Here is a 16,331-nt window from a genome sequence, read left to right as displayed (position 1 = left end):
TTAAGGATTAATAATCTACGCCCCAATTTACGTAGATACGACCAGCTTCGAGATCAACCCGCTGTACCACATCTTTATGCCATGGAATCATCCGCTCTTCGCCATCGACGCTGTCAGCAGTAGCGCGAACTACCATTACGTCATTGGCACCTGTCTCAAACATTTCATGGATTTGACCGAGATTCACTTCCTGTTCTTCTTCATCCAGACCTAACACAGTTAGACCTTTCAAATCAGACCAGTAATACTCGTCCACGCCTGGTTGAGGCAGTTGCGATTTAGAGATCCAGACATTAGCACCAACCAGACCGTCTGCTGCGGTGCGATCACTCACACCTTTTAGCGAAACAACCAGGCCCTTGCCATGTGGTTTCCAACGTTTTACATCGACAATTTGCCATCCTGCTTTGGTCTCAATGTACCAAGGAAGGTAGTCAAATATGTTGCTCATAGGTTCTGTATTGGAATAGACCCAGAGCCACCCATTTAATCCATATGCTGAACGTAACTGTCCAATCTGAATACGATCTTCGGGAACATTCTGTGTTGGTGTCATGGGCTACCTGCTACCTTAAAATTAAGCAGCAGCTGCAGCTTTCTTAGCTTGAGCAGCTAGAGAAGCAACACGTTCAGAAGGTTGAGCACCTTGAGAAACCCAGTGAGCAAAACGGTCAGCATCTAAACGAAGTTTTTCTGCTTTACCTTGAGCTGTAGGGTTGAAGAAACCGATACGTTCGATGAAACGACCGTCACGTGCATTACGGCTATCAGTCACAATGATTTGATAGAACGGACGTTTTTTAGCACCACCGCGTGCAAGACGAATAACAACCATGATAGAACCTTATAGTTTTTACGGATTATTCATGTACCGACCACCGGAACACTTCAAACCCCTTTCATAGAGGGCCATATTTTACGCGAAGTTTGCCCTGAATGAAAGATTAAAAGTAGGTTAGCTACAATTTTGGATTTAGTTAGCGGCCGTCCCAGTTGGATGTTGTAGATAACGCACAAGTAGTCGCACCTTTGCCCCAAAACTTTTGACCTTGATAGTTCAGACAAATAACCCCATCACCTGCTTGTGCTGCGCCTAGAATTGGTGTGGCTCTCATCTCCCATTCGGTATCTGTTAAACTCGAAAACTCTAGATCAAAAAGTGGAGTTCCAGTTTTAGGATAAGTTGTACCTCCATATAAGCTTGTCATGGTTGCAGTAACAGGATATTTAAAATTAGCTAGCTTATAAGACTCTAATTTTTGAGCAATATTCAACATTTCTGCTTGAACATCTGCCCGGTTTATTCTTTTTTTATATTGAGAATAACTTGGTAGTGCAATTGCAGCAATGATTCCTATAATTGCTACAACAATCATCATTTCAATTAATGTGAATCCATTACGCATTACCAAGCCTCACTATTAGTTTCACATGTCGTACATACTGAACCGCCGCAATTATTATCAACAGAGGTTGAGCTAATACTTTGGCATCGTAAACCCGTACTTTTCGCAATAAGCTTCATATTACGATTATTTGGAGTTGTAGCTTTAATCACCCAAGTCTGACCATTAGTTGCTGTTGAATTTAATGCATTTCCTGCGGTTGTATCATCTGTAATGGCAAGAGTGTATCCACCACGATTAAGTGTAATCGTGCTTATAGCAAAATTTTTATAATTGAAGTTCCGAGTCTTATGTCTTTCCAGTTGATCAGCTAATTTTAATATTTCCTGCTGAGCAAAAGCAGCATTTGCTTTACGCCCATATGCCTGATAACTCGGCATTGCAATTGCTGCCAAAATAGCAATCACCACCACTACAATCATCAATTCAATCAGGGTAAATCCCTGATTGAATCTTATCGTTAAAGATCTTTTCATTCATATATCCTATTAACGATAACGCTCATACCATCGTGTTGGAATAAAATGACTGGTACATTGCCACTCACCTGTTCCAGCTGTATTGCCTGCCATCGTAATTTTTCCACAGCTTGTAGATGAACTACCAGTAGTAGAATCAGTTTTTGGTACAAGTGAAATACTTCGAATACCTGGACCAATAACATTGGAATTTTTCCCAGTTCTATCCAACTTAAAGCCTGTTAGCTGTTCTTTATTACTATTTATAGTTCCATCTGATTTTAAACAAACTCCAAATGGCAAACAGAATGTTTGCCAGTCTGTTTCACCTACCACACGTGGCATACATGGAATATTGCTTCCAACTCCAGTTCCCTCAGGATCATAAACCGGTACCATTAAATTACCTGTAATTGCAATTGGCTCTTCAAAGGCTTTTAACCCACCTTTAACACGAATTTTACCTGTGCCAATTGCTTTATCAGTACCGTCATTTGTGCTCGAAAGTGATCTATACCAACCATCCTTCCCAGCGCCTGATGCAGGAAAGAAAATGTTTGAAACAGTTTCACCACTCGCAAGTATCTGTGGGTTTTTTCTTAAGTTAGTTCTGACTTTATTGATCGTTTCTAAAGTAGGCGTACCTGTGATTAGATCCCGTTTAATAAAATCTTTATCAATAATTCCATACACATTGTTTACAGGTCGGTCGGTTAATGCCGCTGCTGGCTTCATGTTATCTCGACCTGTCGTACCTGTCGGCGATACGTCTAATGGTGTACTGCGATCACCTGATGCAATTCCTAAAGTTATGAAGGTATGCGCCCCCTCATCATGAATAGTGACTGTTGGTGACTCATAAAAGCGTGGAGCTTTGCTTCCTGTATAGTCATTACTCGAATCAGCAACAGTATCATTCGTTGCTAAATCCGCTAAACGAACCACACGAACCCCAAAATCACTATATTGACTAGCTGTTTTAACCTGATTATTGTTTAAATCAACACGGAAAATTTGTCCACCTAGGTCACCGAAATAAAGATGATCTACTAAACCATCAGCATCACGATCTAATGTACTAATACGACTCACAATACTATGCCGAAGATATTTTTTACCATCCGTAATTGCTGCACTTGCATCATAAGTTGCAGACCAGATAAGCGTTCCATCCGATGCATCAATAACATATATAGCATTACCTTGAGCTTCAGGTTTATTGGTGCAATTTAGATTTGGATATTCAGTATTATCAACTGTTGCACTAAGTTGGAAGCGAGGATTCTCATAACACATGTCATAACCACCACCGACAATCATCGCCCGTTTAATTTGACCATTATGCCGAACATTTGCTAATACAGGTTTAGACCATGTCTGCCCCAGACGGCTATAATCACCTTTTCCTGTAATATTAGCAGGGTAAATTCTAAATAAAAATTTAGGTGATGCTGGGTTGAGCACATCTAAACCATAATAGCTAGAACCACCCATACGTAAGCCACCATAAATATTCATCTTTCGAGCTTTAATCTGTGAAGTGGTTTGATCCTTCCCCCCTGCATCTTTTGTCGTGGTTTCATTATAATTGTATGCTGCATCAGATACCCAGGTTGCATCTACTCCATGTGTCGGAACATTTCCTGAATCAATTGTATTTGGAACCAAACCTTTAGATGCAATTGAATGCTCTAAAATATCGGCAGGTATAAATACCATTTTCTCTTCACCAGAAGAAGCATCAACAAGATGTAATCCCCCTTCGGAAGATCCATACAAGATTGCTTGGTCACGTGCATTGGTCAAATTACCATTTGCATCCAAGGTTCCTGAATAAGTTAACTGAACTGGCGAAGAATAAATACTTGCCCCCATCGAAAGATGTGGTGCATTTGAAGTGGTTAAACTTGTAGGTAAAGTCGTTGTATTGATATCGACGTTATAACCTAAATAATTTAGCAGTTTTAACTTTATAGTTAATGCCAAATCTCTGAGGATTGGCTGTCCACTCGATGAATTAAATTTACCTAAAACATAATTTGCTGTACTAGTAGGACTAGTAAAAGGATTAGTTCCTTCTGGAGCCGCTGGAATTCTTAATAAAGGACTATCTTTAGTCGACTGCTTAGTTAAAGCCGTTGAGGTAGCAGCACTAATGTCAGTAAATATATTACGAATATTATTAGACGCATTGTAAGCATAACGAGTTACTTTACCTGCTGCATCCACTGTTTGTGTTTGCCCTAATATAGGTAAAGGAACTTTTGAGTATGCACCACCTAACCACGTAAGACCACCATCACTATAATCACTGCTATTCCAGAAGTCTTTAGTTCCAGTTCTAAACTTACCTAAGTTGTCAAAAACCAATCCACCAGAATTACCTTGAAATGCCCCCGTAGTAATACCGGATTGAATAACTTCATATTTTTTTAAATTTCCACGCCATGTCACATGATTACTTGCAGGATTGGGTTCTAAAGCACGTAAATAGCCATAATTCTGTAGCATATTTGGATTTAAGGCGTCATAAGGGACTGTAATTTGCCCTGTTGCTAAAGGTGCAACAACTCCATTTTGATTATCCTTAATAAAGCTGGCGATACTTTGTGTTACCTGAGTATCTGTTGTGACATAATAAAACCCACCATTTCCGAACCCTTCAGATGGATTCTTTAGACTCGAGTCACTTGCATCAGGCGAACATACATCACCTGTCAATTTTGAACCTAATTTACAAGCATATTTCGCACCTCTAGCTTCAGCAGTATTTGCTGTCATATTTGAAAATGCACTACCAAAACCAACAAAAGCAGTATTAATTGATCTTACTTTGGGATTATTTCCACTGAAAAGCCGCTTAGCTAATGCCCCCATGCAGTTCCAGTTAGATTGTAAATTATCAGTATAGCGCCCCCAAGCATCATAACCTGTACCATCACCAACGGGATTAGGCAAATCATTTACTGTTGCAGGTGTATCATTATTACTGACAGGACATGTAAAAGTATCATCCTCTAATACTGTTTGCATTAATGGCTCAACACTTTCTGTTGTTGTCATATTTGGCAAGCCGTCAGATAAAAAATAAATCCCCTGTCCATCACAACTCACAGAGTTGGCAGGTAAAGGAGATTTATATCTTAGATTTATATCAGAAGCAGATTTCTCTACCAGAATATCTGGATTTCTGGTACTACCTTTAGCAGCTGATATACCACTATTAGTACGATTTGTATTTGCATTAATCACATAAGGTTGAGTGTCATCATTCACATATAATGTTATGTACTGCAAATCACCCCGAGATGGATTTGTGTAACTGGACAAATTTGGCCCATCATATGATCCAGTAATTATAGTACTTTGATCTTTCCATGTTGGACTAGACCTATTTGCATATTTATCTTCTGTAACCGTTTTTGAAACTTTACTAATCCATCTATTACATTCTTGAACTTTTGTAGTGAAATTCGTTTCATTCCATCTGTTACAAGTTTCAAAATCATAAGTATATGTGTAGGTTCTATTTGCTGACCCACTGCCAGTACCACTCGCGGTGTATTTTCGGGATAACCGATAAACTTGTTTTTGAATTGTTGGATAAGTCGTTTTTTCCCAAAAAGTAGTTGTACCTAACAAATAGGCTGCCGCTTCCGCCATCGCATTTGCAGAAGGAGTCCAACTTGATCCATCCATTGCATTTACAGCTGCTCTTAGTTTAAAACGTTGTGAACCAGAGGTTGTCAGCGTTGAAGCATCTCCTAACGGAGCTGCAGGCACCTTAATCTGTCCGTCATAACGACTTGCAGAATCTGCGAACACGCCCAATCCCACATAAGCATTGCGTAAATCTACAACTGTACCATTAGCTAATGTAACGGTATCTTTAGTTAACAGGTCATTTACTCCATTTTTTAATCGCTGTAATCGAGTTAAACTTCCTTCACTGGTATAAGTCCTATCCATTGATCCTGAGTTATCTAGCATCAGTATAACCGTCGTTTGACCACCTTCGGGCTTGGCATAAATTTGCAGATCACTAGCTTGGACTACTGACGAAACCGTTAACCAAGTCAGTGCAAAAGAACTTGTAGAAACGGCATACCACAATTTATTTATTTTAAAATTTAATAATTTCATATTCATACAATTCCCCCTTAACCACCTGGTGCCATTACTTCAGTCAATTTATTGATATAATTAAACTCTTGAACATGCACATTAAATGGAACATTTTTAGATTTTAAGCAATCTGCTAGTGTTTCCTGTGAACTTAAATCAGGTGCCAAATTATCACTAATCTTTATGTTTGCAGCACTCAAACAACTCTCCTGTATAGAAGATGTCGTTTCTGACGAATAGGCTGGAAGCATTGAGGTTGTCGTAACCCTCACTCGCTGTGCTGATGTCATACTTTTGGGAAGTTGTGTACCTTCAGAAACATTTGTACCTCTTGGCAAATTAGCACCAGGTCTATTATTACTTGCATCAATTGGCACACTGACCGCCACCTGAGTTAAAACAGCTTGGCGTTTACTACCGAAGTCACTATTTAGATTACAAAATCCATCAACTGTACCAGCTTCTTTAGATATACTATTAGCACTACTATCAAATCGAATACGAATCGCGTCCTTAGTTTGAGCAAATTTTGCTGTCGTTGAGATGGGCTGGTAACAAAATACATATTCAGCCCCGGGATTATTCTCATGCTCTCTTAAGCTAGCACCAATCACATTACTCAGATTTGTTAAGTCAGTGGGATTGATTTGAGAAACAAGTGCTAGGGGTGTGTCGGCAGATTGGAAGTTTAGCTGATCAACTTGGCTATTTGTGGCTACTGCTAAAGAAACGATCGCCACCCGAATTGCCAAAACTCCGACCATAGTAATCACAAGAAGGATAACTAATACAACGATTAAAGTAGCACCTCTTTGAGAAAAAGACTTATTGACTAATTGATATCTCATAAATCTTCTCCCATACCATTGCGCAAAGAAATAGTTGAGTTATATACCCTTCTCAAGAAACGATTCGTGGTATCACTTGCCTTAATTGTTTTATCAAGCATCACATAGCTTGCATTTACAGGATCCAAAACTGGATTATTCGCATTATTTGTCGAACGAATAAGTACCGATACTTGTACAGCTAAAATTCTTGGCGGATTTGATGCCGCTTTTTCTGGATCTTCATCTGTTGCATCATCCGCTGTAACAACTTTACGCGCTTGAATTGCAGCCTCTCGATATTGCGGAATCGTATATAAAACAAGATTTCCAGCATGATCTCTCGCTTTTAATAAAACATGAAAATGATCCACGCGAGGAATAAGAATTTGCCCTGCTGTTCCCAAACCACTGATTGTAGAAGGTGTGGCAGAAGCAGTAGCGGCTGTCGTTGCTGGTGTATTCGCATCACAAGCCAAGGCCAAATCTGTCGTTCCCGTACCATTCGCATCCACTCTTAAGAAGTAACGCTGTACGACCAAGTCACCAGCAAAGACCTGCTGCCCCTCACAGTTGAACATATCTGAAGGCGCAATAAACTGAATCGTTAACTGATCACTATTTTGAGCTACTCCCATATCATCTTTCACATTGGACAAACCTTTCCAATGGTTATCTGTTGTGGAGACAGTATCCCCCATTCCTCGACTTAATAATGCATCAGGAAGGTACGTATTGGCTGCAATAGAAGAAATAAAATTTACATTATTTGAGTTTGTAGCTGTTGAAGCTGTCAGGACAATACCACCATAGGCTGTTTGATCAGTTAACTCTAAATTATTAATATTACCTACATTTGATAAACGTATATCACGTAACATAAAGTCCAAACCAAATACGCCATTATCCTGAATTTCAGCATTTGCGCGTTGCAGCTGGCTTGACATAATGCCACCAGTAAATAATTGAATTGCTGCAGCAACAAGAATCAAACCCAGAGTCAGTGCAACGATTAACTCAATAAGCGTAAATCCTTTTTGTAATGAAGGAGCTAGTTTCAACATTTAATACACCTCCATCATTAAACAGGTAGAACCACTCACATAGGTTCCTGTCGTAGTCATACAATTGCTGATTATTGGAGTAGTCTTACCCCAAAATGTATATAAACATTTACGTCGCATACTCATGGAGGTAGTTACACCCGGGCAATCATCCATCGTCAGTTTCATGCCATACTGATCAGCATTTTTTGCTGCACTATAAGCATCATAAGTTGCCATTTGCTCAGGTGTACAAACTGAATTTAAACATGTCGTAGGTTCACTCGTTGATGAAGAGTAACCAATATATGATTGGACTTGAGCTGGATAGGTAGACATTGCAACTGGATTACTTCTAATATTTTCTGCTAATCCACGCATCACTAGAATTGCTTGTGATTTTGTCAAAGCCTCTGCAGAAGCATCTATTGCACGTAATTGTACGGCCACATATCCCAACACCCCCAAAGCAAGCACAAGTAAGGCAACCAAAACCTCAATCATCCCTACGCCCGCCTGATATCTTATGTATTTCATCAGCAACTTCCTTCAAGCTTAGAATAAATACCACCCAGCTTGGTTAAGACAAGTTGTTTTTTTATTTTCAACTTTGTATTACATAAACTAATCAAAGCATCTTGATTTAAGCTGCTAACCACACCATTTTTATTAAATATTAAATTTGTTCCCGAATAACTCCCTAATGATTGGTCTTCAGCTAGGGTTTGAATGGTTAAATTCACATTAGCTCCTTTCTCCCAATTCATCGCTGTTTCCGTATTAGCAATGCTGGAATTCAAATTTAAAGTGATATCAGTGCGTTTTAAGATAGCTTGACTTTTTGCATGATTCACTATTAATACAAGCTCTCTTTCTTTTTTTTGAAATCTGCTTTTTTCTAAGGTATTACTCATTGAGGGAGCAGCCATTCCAGCAATAATCCCCAATACCGCAATCGTCACCATGAGCTCAATCAGCGTAAATCCATTCTTTTTCTGCATACAACCTCCCCAGGCAACAAAACTTTACCCCATTAAAGATAATATATAATTAAATTACACAACTAACACAAATCAGGATAAATGGCATAAAAAAACAGATAACTGCAAAAAGTAGTTATCTGTCCATTTAAAAGTAAAAATCAGTTGATTAAATACATCACCCTTTAGGCTTGTGTGACTGGAATTCGCAATTCTTTTGGCAAACTAAAAGTTATATTTTCTTCACGACCATTTAATTCTTGAGGTATGGCCGCACCCCAGTCCTGTAGCCGCTGAATCACCTGCTTAATTAAAATTTCCGGGGCGGAAGCACCTGCGGTTACCCCAATTTTAGAAATATTGGTAAACCATTCCTGCTTGAGCTCATCTGCATTATCAACCAAATAGGCTGCTTTACCCATACGTTCCGCCAGTTCGCGCAAGCGATTTGAATTCGATGAATTCGGTGATCCTACAACCAGCACGACATCACAACGTGCAGCTAAATCACGTACTGCATCCTGACGGTTTTGTGTCGCATAGCAAATATCATCTTTGCGTGGACCTTGAATATTCGGAAATTTTTTGCGAAGCGCATCAATGACTTTCGCTGTATCGTCAATCGACAAAGTCGTTTGGGTCACAAAAGCGACTTTCTCAGGATTACGAACTGTTAAAGCAGCGACGTCATCTTCATCTTCGACCAGATAAATGTCACCGCCATTATTTTTATCATATTGCCCCATAGTGCCTTCAACTTCTGGGTGACCCTCATGACCAATCAGAATCGCTTCTACTCCCTCACGGGCATATTTGGTCACTTCAATATGTACTTTAGTGACCAATGGACAGGTCGCATCAAAAACTTTTAAACCTCGGCGTTCGGCTTCCTGCTGCACAGCCTTAGACACCCCATGTGCACTAAAAATCACGATATTGTCATCCGGAACTTCATCTAGCTCATCGACAAAGATCGCACCACGCCGGCGCAAGTCATCAACTACGAATTTGTTGTGGACTACTTCATGACGCACATAAATAGGTGGATTAAAGCATTCTAGGGCACGGTTCACGATCGCAATGGCACGATCCACACCGGCACAGAAACCACGCGGGTTAGCTAAAACAATTTCCATAGAAATCCTCAATACTCACTCAATTTATGGCGCTACAATTGAAATAAATGTAAAACAATCGACGTACAACTATTTAGTTTAAAGCCGGTCTACTCTAAAATAGAGAAGATATTTTATCATATCAGGAAAAATATCATGTCGGGTCTCTTGTTTGTCGTTTCTGCAGCGTCTGGAACGGGCAAAACATCCCTCGTTAAAGCATTACTTGAACGTGTCAACAATCTTCATGTTTCTGTTTCTCATACGACACGCGGTCAACGACCTGGCGAACTCGATGGCGTACATTATCATTTCTCGACTAAAGAAGATTTTTTGAATCTGGTCGAGGAAGGTGGTTTTATTGAATATGCCGAAGTCTTTGGTAATTATTACGGCACAGCACAAGCGACTGTAAAAGAACAACTTGCTAAAGGTCATGATGTACTACTTGAAATTGACTGGCAAGGTGCGCAACAAGTCCGTCGACTTTTTCCTGAATCTAAACAGATTTTCATTCTTCCGCCAAGTCAGTTCGATTTGCGTCAGCGTCTTTCCAACCGTGGTACAGACTCTGTTGAAGTGATTGAACACCGTCTTAGCTGTGCAGTCGAAGACATGCAGCAGTACGTCAACTTTGATTATGTCATTATCAATGATGACTTTAATAAGGCATTGCATGATCTTGAATCTGTGATTATTGCTAATCGACTGGTCCTTTCCCAGCAAGCGACCCGCCATGAAAAACTGATCCAGGCTCTAATTACTCCAAGCGAACAGTGATTAAAACTTGAGTCTCCAGACAAAGCATTTTATACTGTGCAGTCTGTTGAAATTTACTATTCAAAACGAGAATTCTTATGGCACGCGTAACCGTTGAAGATTGTTTAGACCATGTAGACAACCGCTTTGAGCTTGTACTAGTGGCAAGCAAACGCGCGCGTCAATTGGCACGTCAAGGCATTGAACCAACTGTAGAATGGGACAATGATAAACCAACTGTAGTTGCTTTACGTGAAATCGCTGCAGGTCATGTATCAAAAGATATTTTGAAACAACGTGATCAAGATTATCAAACTTCAAGTTTAGACCTTGCTCTTTCTGCAAATAATCTAAATTTAGATGGTTTTTCTTTCCAATAAGAATAAACCATTCCAAAAAGCCTAGTTTTAAACTAGGCTTTTTTTGTTCTGTGACTTTTATATTTTGCACAGAACGGTTATAACATAAGGGTTAGCTCTAAAGTCAGTATAAATTTTTCACTTGTTGATATGAAAAAACTGACCCACTTTATGTTATACATTTCATACGAGCTTTCTCTGTTTTATTTGTTAAAAAATCCAGTTTTAAAGGTGTTTTATGCCAGGCCCACAGGTCAGTGAAGCTAAGCAACAGTTAAAAATCATCATCGACGCGTATTTAAGTGAAAGCGATGTCGAACGTGTGCTTGCGGCCTGTGATTATGCCGATATTGCCCATGATGGCATTACCCGTAAAAGTGGTGAACCTTATATTCTGCACCCTATCGCGGTGAGCTGTATTCTGGCCCATATGCGTCTAGATACTGAAACCTTAATGGCAGCGCTGCTGCATGATGTCATTGAAGATACCGACTTCAATAAAGATGACATTACTGAAAAATTTGGCAGCACGGTTGCAGAGCTGGTTGATGGTGTCACCAAGCTCAGCCATTCTAGTGATAAGGAATATAATAAAGCGGCCTCTTTCCGTAAAATTCTGCAAGCGACTCTACAGGATCCACGTGTCATTATTGTGAAACTGGCAGATCGCTATCACAATATGACTACGCTAGAAGCGCTACGCCCGGATAAACGTGCCCGTATTGCCCGCGAAACCTTTGAAATTTTCGTTCCAATGGCACGCTTGGTCGGCATGAACGAAATGGCTGATAATCTGGAACATCTGTGTTATCAGAATCTGGATCTGGATATGTACAATGATGTCCAGGCAGCCCTTCTAGAAACCAAGCCTAAACGCTGTGAATATCAGGCCAAGTGGGAACAGAAACTTAACGAACTATTACAGCAATATGCGATTGAAGGCCGGGTTAAAAAGAAAAACAATAATATCGAGCTATTACGCCACTTTGTAAAAAATGATATTGATCTGCAGGAACTTACGCATAGCCACGCATTTGAAATTATCTTAGAGAGCATTGCCGACTGTGACCGCCTGGCCGATATCCTGACTGAGAGTTTTACGGTTCAAAATTATCAAGATAATATCCGTCGCCCTCTTCCGGGCGGCAACCAGTCTTTAACCATGCGCTTAAAAGGCGAAAAGACTACTTTATCGCTGACTATTCAAACTGAACTAATGCGTAAAGCCGCACGCTTTGGCGTCGTACTTGGTGAAAATGCCCCTCAGGCCTGCCGCTCTGCCATTCAGGCATCCATGCAAAACCTGAACGTACTCGTTGATGGCGAATGTGCCAAGACTACGTTCAGTGAATTACTGGATTATCTACATCAGGAAAAAATTTGGGTTTATACCCCTCACGGTCATCTGCATGAATTACCGCAAGGTGCGACTGCAGTTGATTTTGCCTATGCTGCCAGCCTGTTCCTGGGTAACCACGCTATTGGCGCTAAAATTAATGGTGAAACCAAACCGCTTTCTACGCCATTATTGAGTGGTCAGGTCGTTGAAGTTATCACTGATGTTCTTGCAACCCCAAACCCGGACTGGCTCAGTTTTATTAACACCCAAAAAGCCCGTCGCGCGATTCAGAATATCCTGCGCGATCAAGACATTGATGAACAGCGCCTTGTGGGTCAACAGGCCCTCAACCGTGCCTTAAAACTTTTCCAGTGTTCTATTCTCGATCTGACCGAAGCTGACTGGAAAAATGTACTGGAATGGCGTCATGTTCCCACTAAAGAGCAACTATTTGAACAGATTGCTGTAGGTGACTTATTACCACAACTGGTTGCTAACCATTTATTTGCACATGACCAGCATCAAAATGCGAATAGTTCAGGTCGTCTTATTCAGGGTACAGAAGGTGTAGATGTTAAATACGCACATTGCTGCAACCCGGTACTTGGTGATCCAATTCAAGGTCATCTGACTCGTCGTGGCCTAATTGTACATCGTGCCCGTTGCCATAATTTATTGCAGGAACAACATATGCATCCTGAAAATATTATGCCTCTACAATGGACGACTGAAGATCTGGATGATGTCAGCTTTACTGCCTATCTCTGTATTGATCAGGCCATGGACGATGAACAGATTTCCGATCTGATTTATCAATGTCGTAAAGGCCATACAGGTGTAGAGATGGTGCGTAATTATGATGGCAAAACTTATGTAAATATTGTGGTGCATAACCGTAAACAGATTGCCAAGATTATTCGTGATTTACGCATGCATTTTGGTTTTCCACGTATTACCCGCTTAGAACAACCGCTCAATATTGCTGAAACCTCTAAAGCCAGTTAATCATTTAAAACGATAATGCTTTTGTCAGTTGAATTGATCTAATATGATGTATGTTGATGTTGACATCCTCCAGCTAAAGCAAGCGGATTCCTACTGCTAGACGCTCATGCCCAAGCGCAAGTATGTTCTTAGCGGAATTTAAATCACGATGATTTATACTTCCACACTCACATTCCCATACTCTTATTCGCAAATCTGTTCTACCTTTGGGACTGCTAGAGGTGATTTCACCGCAGCACGAACAGATTTGGGTTGTGAATTTCTCACTGACTTCCTCAAACAATACCCCTGCGTTCTCGCATTTATACTTGAGCATTGTTTTCAGTGCTGAAAATCCTGTGTCCAAAACAGATTTCGCCATCTTGGTTTTTACAAGTTTGCTCGCACTTAAGTCACCTACAACAATCAGTGCATTTTCTTTCACAAGCAGAGTGCTTGCTTTATGCAAATGGTCTTTACGACAATTGGCAATTTTAGCGTGTAATGCACGTACACGTTTTTTATTTCTTGCTCTTTGAGCAATCCCTAATTTCTGCTCGTAATTACGGTAAAACTTAGGATTTGAAATTACAGTACCATCTGAGCAGGTGGCAACGTCTTTTAGACCAAGATCAATACCAATCGCTTTAGTTGCCGTTGGTTTGTCTTGTTTAGGTGAGTCCACAACAAGACACACATACCAGCGCCCACGACTATCCTCAACGAATGAGCCTGTTCTCACGCTGTATTTACTTATGCCGTAGCTATCCCATAGCTTAAATTTCTGCTTGCCGTATTGCACATATCCATCAGCATATTTAATCGCTACTTTTTTAAATGGTATCCAACCAAGCGAACGTCTTGCTGACTTCTTGTTACTCACACGCCATTTCAGCTTTGCTTTCTTGTGTTGTCTTCTTTTATCAACATATTCTTCTGTTATCCCTTGCACTGTTTGACTATGCAAACCACACAATTTTGAAGTTCCTTTTGTGTATTGAGTCATATCAAATGCTGAGAAAAAGTCACCTGTTCTTTTCAGGTGTTTGAAACTCAAATCATTCACATAATTCCAAACAAAGTTCACCTCAGATGCTAATTGGTCTAGCACCTTGCAATGTTTGTCTTTTATGCGTAATTTAAGTGTTTTCATGAGCTTATTTTAGATCATGTTAAATTAAAGGTGTTGATTTTAAAAAATTCAACGACATTTTATGTCGTATCGCTTATATCTCTGCCCTGAAGGACAGAGTTTTACGCTCCATTTGATAAAAGGAGAAATTAATGTTCCGCCAAGTAATCCATACTGAAAATGCCCCTGCTGCCATTGGCACCTATTCGCAAGCCATTCTTGTGGGCGATACCCTGTATCTATCTGGTCAAATAGGTTTAGATCCATACAGCATGGAACTGGTTGAAGGCATTGAAGCACAGATTCGCCGTGTATTCGATAATTTAAAAGCCGTCTGCGAAGCGGCCGGTGGCTCTCTGGCAGACATCGCCAAACTGAATATTTATCTGACTGATTTATCGCACTTCCAGCTGGTGAATCAGATTATGGGTGAATATTTTGCCCAGCCTTATCCAGCACGTGCAGCACTCGGTGTTGCCAGCCTACCGAAAGATGCTCTGGTCGAGATGGATGGCGTAGTCATCATTCAGCAATAATTTTTAAAATTTATGTAACACCTAAGCTTCTATATTTCGTTTGCAATCATGAATCACTCAAGCAAAAACCCGAGCAATAATCGGATTTTTGCTTGAGTGATATTTTTTTATCTAAATCACCAATCATTATAAAAAGCATTTTCAAATGATTTTTATTGACAAACGATAACAATTATCAATAATATCTCTTATCTTATTTATTCACTGTGGTTGTATCCTATGTACGTTTGTCTATGCCGTGGCATTACAGATCAAGACATTAAAGATGCTATTGCAAATGGCGCCGAAAGTTACCGTGATGTACGCGAAATGCTTGATCTAGGGACGTGTTGTGGTCGTTGCGCGCCAGAAGCTAGAATGATCATCAGTGATGAAATTTCCCAGATTGCTGCACGGCTAGCGGTTGCTGCCTAAAGCGGATAACGATAATTATAAAATCAATGGTCTCGTATCATTACTCCTCCCCCGCCTCTGACTCTGGCGGGTTTTTATTGCTTTATATTTCACCTGAAGCTTTTTGATTGCGATTTTCATTTGCAGTTCAATAAATTACTCGCCATTGCTCACTCGATTGATTTAAGATAAGTTAATCAAAAACCCATAGCGATAAATGGGTCAACAGGCTATATGGAGTGATACGATGAAAGGCAATCGTGATGTAATTAATCAGCTGAACCAGGTGTTGTATCACCACCTTACAGCGATTAACCAGTATTTCCTGCATTCACGCATGTTTAATGACTGGGGCATTGAAAAACTGGGTTCGGCAGAATATAAAGAGTCCATCCGCCAGATGAAGCATGCCGATAAAATCATTGAACGTATTTTATTTCTGGAAGGCTTACCAAACCTACAACATCTTGGCAAATTGTATATTGGCCAGCATACTCAAGAAGTACTGCATTGTGATGTACGTAAAGTAAAAGAAAATATTGAAGTCATTCAGCAGGCTGTGGCTTTGGCAGAAACACAGATGGATTATGTGACTCGAGACTTAGTGCGAGAAATTCTGGAAAAAGAAGAGGAATATCTGGACTGGACTACGACTCAGCTAGATCTTATCGAAAGTATGGGTATCGAAAACTATATTCAAAGCCAGCTCTAAACTTAGAATGAATCAATAAAAAAGCCAGCTCTTGCTTAATGCCAGTCAGTTAAGAGATTGACTGGCATTTTTTTGGGTATTTCTGTGGTTTCCCTTTCACAACTCGTGGGTAGTTTCTACTTCTTTTTTTCGGTAAAACATACCTTTTAGATTTTTCCATTAA

General features: G+C 40.1%; 17 protein-coding genes. 6 read left to right on the top strand and 11 right to left on the bottom strand.

Annotation, left to right across the window (positions count from 1 at the left end; all coding sequences use genetic code 11):
* Nucleotides 1–7: 7 nt before the first annotated feature.
* The 10 genes from rimM to ispH all read right to left on the bottom strand — a co-directional run bounded on the left by rimM (nt 8) and on the right by ispH (nt 9,975).
* On the bottom strand, nt 8–556 hold the full coding sequence (gene rimM, locus FTU19_RS08790; RefSeq protein ID WP_004787070.1) for a ribosome maturation factor RimM: 549 nt from the start codon (nt 554–556) through the stop codon (nt 8–10).
* Between the two features lie 21 nt (nt 557–577).
* Nucleotides 578–835, bottom strand: a complete 258-nt coding sequence (rpsP, locus tag FTU19_RS08785; RefSeq protein ID WP_004826436.1) for a 30S ribosomal protein S16 — start codon at nt 833–835, stop codon at nt 578–580.
* A gap of 142 nt (nt 836–977) precedes the next feature.
* Nucleotides 978–1,406: a type IV pilin protein gene (locus FTU19_RS08780; RefSeq protein ID WP_306669811.1), complete on the bottom strand. Its 429-nt coding sequence runs from the start codon at nt 1,404–1,406 to the stop codon at nt 978–980.
* Nucleotides 1,406–1,882 (bottom strand): type IV pilin protein, encoded by a 477-nt coding sequence (locus tag FTU19_RS08775; RefSeq protein ID WP_218945691.1) that lies wholly within the window; start codon nt 1,880–1,882, stop codon nt 1,406–1,408. Before FTU19_RS08775 ends, FTU19_RS08780 begins: the two co-directional genes overlap by 1 nt.
* Nucleotides 1,883–1,894: 12 nt before the next feature.
* Complete coding sequence (locus FTU19_RS08770; protein ID WP_180130827.1) at nt 1,895–6,013, bottom strand: PilC/PilY family type IV pilus protein; 4,119 nt, start codon at nt 6,011–6,013, stop codon at nt 1,895–1,897.
* 11 nt (nt 6,014–6,024) lie between these two features.
* Complete coding sequence (locus FTU19_RS08765; protein WP_180025554.1) at nt 6,025–6,837, bottom strand: PilX N-terminal domain-containing pilus assembly protein; 813 nt, start codon at nt 6,835–6,837, stop codon at nt 6,025–6,027.
* Nucleotides 6,834–7,880, bottom strand: a complete 1,047-nt coding sequence (locus FTU19_RS08760; protein ID WP_180025553.1) for a PilW family protein — start codon at nt 7,878–7,880, stop codon at nt 6,834–6,836. Before FTU19_RS08760 ends, FTU19_RS08765 begins: the two co-directional genes overlap by 4 nt.
* On the bottom strand, nt 7,881–8,396 hold the full coding sequence (pilV, locus tag FTU19_RS08755) for a type IV pilus modification protein PilV (RefSeq protein WP_180025552.1): 516 nt from the start codon (nt 8,394–8,396) through the stop codon (nt 7,881–7,883).
* A complete protein-coding gene (locus FTU19_RS08750) occupies nt 8,396–8,860 on the bottom strand; it encodes a Tfp pilus assembly protein FimT/FimU (RefSeq protein WP_180025551.1) in 465 nt (154 codons plus the stop codon). Before FTU19_RS08750 ends, pilV begins: the two co-directional genes overlap by 1 nt.
* Before the next feature lie 164 nt (nt 8,861–9,024).
* Nucleotides 9,025–9,975: a 4-hydroxy-3-methylbut-2-enyl diphosphate reductase gene (ispH, locus tag FTU19_RS08745; RefSeq protein ID WP_180130824.1), complete on the bottom strand. Its 951-nt coding sequence runs from the start codon at nt 9,973–9,975 to the stop codon at nt 9,025–9,027.
* A gap of 135 nt (nt 9,976–10,110) precedes the next feature.
* Here ispH and gmk point away from each other — a divergent pair, with 135 nt between their 5' ends.
* The 3 genes from gmk to FTU19_RS08730 all read left to right on the top strand — a co-directional run bounded on the left by gmk (nt 10,111) and on the right by FTU19_RS08730 (nt 13,416).
* Nucleotides 10,111–10,734, top strand: a complete 624-nt coding sequence (gmk, locus tag FTU19_RS08740; RefSeq protein WP_004787090.1) for a guanylate kinase — start codon at nt 10,111–10,113, stop codon at nt 10,732–10,734.
* A 77-nt stretch (nt 10,735–10,811) separates the two neighbouring features.
* Nucleotides 10,812–11,093: a DNA-directed RNA polymerase subunit omega gene (rpoZ, locus tag FTU19_RS08735; protein ID WP_004650579.1), complete on the top strand. Its 282-nt coding sequence runs from the start codon at nt 10,812–10,814 to the stop codon at nt 11,091–11,093.
* Between the two features lie 217 nt (nt 11,094–11,310).
* On the top strand, nt 11,311–13,416 hold the full coding sequence (locus FTU19_RS08730) for a bifunctional (p)ppGpp synthetase/guanosine-3',5'-bis(diphosphate) 3'-pyrophosphohydrolase (protein WP_180130821.1): 2,106 nt from the start codon (nt 11,311–11,313) through the stop codon (nt 13,414–13,416).
* Between the two features lie 73 nt (nt 13,417–13,489).
* Here the strand turns inward: FTU19_RS08730 and FTU19_RS08725 are convergent, their stop codons facing one another.
* Nucleotides 13,490–14,548, bottom strand: coding sequence for an RNA-guided endonuclease TnpB family protein (locus FTU19_RS08725; RefSeq protein WP_004787095.1), 1,059 nt, complete (start codon nt 14,546–14,548; stop codon nt 13,490–13,492).
* 131 nt (nt 14,549–14,679) lie between these two features.
* On the opposite strand from FTU19_RS08725, the gene FTU19_RS08720 reads away from it, so the two are divergent.
* The 3 genes from FTU19_RS08720 to bfr all read left to right on the top strand — a co-directional run bounded on the left by FTU19_RS08720 (nt 14,680) and on the right by bfr (nt 16,168).
* A complete protein-coding gene (locus FTU19_RS08720) occupies nt 14,680–15,063 on the top strand; it encodes a RidA family protein (RefSeq protein WP_004787096.1) in 384 nt (127 codons plus the stop codon).
* A gap of 219 nt (nt 15,064–15,282) precedes the next feature.
* The gene (locus FTU19_RS08715) at nt 15,283–15,477 is read left to right on the top strand and encodes a bacterioferritin-associated ferredoxin (RefSeq protein WP_004787097.1); all 195 of its coding nucleotides are present in this window, start codon (nt 15,283–15,285) and stop codon (nt 15,475–15,477) included.
* A 226-nt stretch (nt 15,478–15,703) separates the two neighbouring features.
* The gene (gene bfr, locus FTU19_RS08710; RefSeq protein ID WP_180130817.1) at nt 15,704–16,168 is read left to right on the top strand and encodes a bacterioferritin; all 465 of its coding nucleotides are present in this window, start codon (nt 15,704–15,706) and stop codon (nt 16,166–16,168) included.
* Nucleotides 16,169–16,331 lie beyond the last annotated feature (163 nt).

Origin of the sequence: Acinetobacter sp. YH12072 (genome assembly GCF_013419565.1) — a bacterium.
In the GTDB taxonomy this organism is placed as follows: Bacteria; Pseudomonadota; Gammaproteobacteria; order Pseudomonadales; family Moraxellaceae; genus Acinetobacter.
The sequence above is the reverse complement of the archived record's forward strand: the minus strand, read 5'-3'. Positions and strand labels throughout refer to the sequence as shown.

Bases quoted from the DNA above. Each gene is read 5' to 3' on its own strand.
- rimM (WP_004787070.1), bottom strand. From the start codon at position 556: ATGACACCAACACAGAATGTTCCCGAAGATCGTATTCAGATTGGACAG.
- rpsP (WP_004826436.1), bottom strand. From the start codon at position 835: ATGGTTGTTATTCGTCTTGCACGCGGTGGTGCTAAAAAACGTCCGTTC.
- FTU19_RS08780 (WP_306669811.1), bottom strand. From the start codon at position 1,406: ATGCGTAATGGATTCACATTAATTGAAATGATGATTGTTGTAGCAATT.
- FTU19_RS08775 (WP_218945691.1), bottom strand. From the start codon at position 1,882: ATGAAAAGATCTTTAACGATAAGATTCAATCAGGGATTTACCCTGATT.
- FTU19_RS08770 (WP_180130827.1), bottom strand. From the start codon at position 6,013: ATGAATATGAAATTATTAAATTTTAAAATAAATAAATTGTGGTATGCC.
- FTU19_RS08765 (WP_180025554.1), bottom strand. From the start codon at position 6,837: ATGAGATATCAATTAGTCAATAAGTCTTTTTCTCAAAGAGGTGCTACT.
- FTU19_RS08760 (WP_180025553.1), bottom strand. From the start codon at position 7,880: ATGTTGAAACTAGCTCCTTCATTACAAAAAGGATTTACGCTTATTGAG.
- pilV (WP_180025552.1), bottom strand. From the start codon at position 8,396: ATGAAATACATAAGATATCAGGCGGGCGTAGGGATGATTGAGGTTTTG.
- FTU19_RS08750 (WP_180025551.1), bottom strand. From the start codon at position 8,860: ATGCAGAAAAAGAATGGATTTACGCTGATTGAGCTCATGGTGACGATT.
- ispH (WP_180130824.1), bottom strand. From the start codon at position 9,975: ATGGAAATTGTTTTAGCTAACCCGCGTGGTTTCTGTGCCGGTGTGGAT.
- gmk (WP_004787090.1), top strand. From the start codon at position 10,111: ATGTCGGGTCTCTTGTTTGTCGTTTCTGCAGCGTCTGGAACGGGCAAA.
- rpoZ (WP_004650579.1), top strand. From the start codon at position 10,812: ATGGCACGCGTAACCGTTGAAGATTGTTTAGACCATGTAGACAACCGC.
- FTU19_RS08730 (WP_180130821.1), top strand. From the start codon at position 11,311: ATGCCAGGCCCACAGGTCAGTGAAGCTAAGCAACAGTTAAAAATCATC.
- FTU19_RS08725 (WP_004787095.1), bottom strand. From the start codon at position 14,548: ATGAAAACACTTAAATTACGCATAAAAGACAAACATTGCAAGGTGCTA.
- FTU19_RS08720 (WP_004787096.1), top strand. From the start codon at position 14,680: ATGTTCCGCCAAGTAATCCATACTGAAAATGCCCCTGCTGCCATTGGC.
- FTU19_RS08715 (WP_004787097.1), top strand. From the start codon at position 15,283: ATGTACGTTTGTCTATGCCGTGGCATTACAGATCAAGACATTAAAGAT.
- bfr (WP_180130817.1), top strand. From the start codon at position 15,704: ATGAAAGGCAATCGTGATGTAATTAATCAGCTGAACCAGGTGTTGTAT.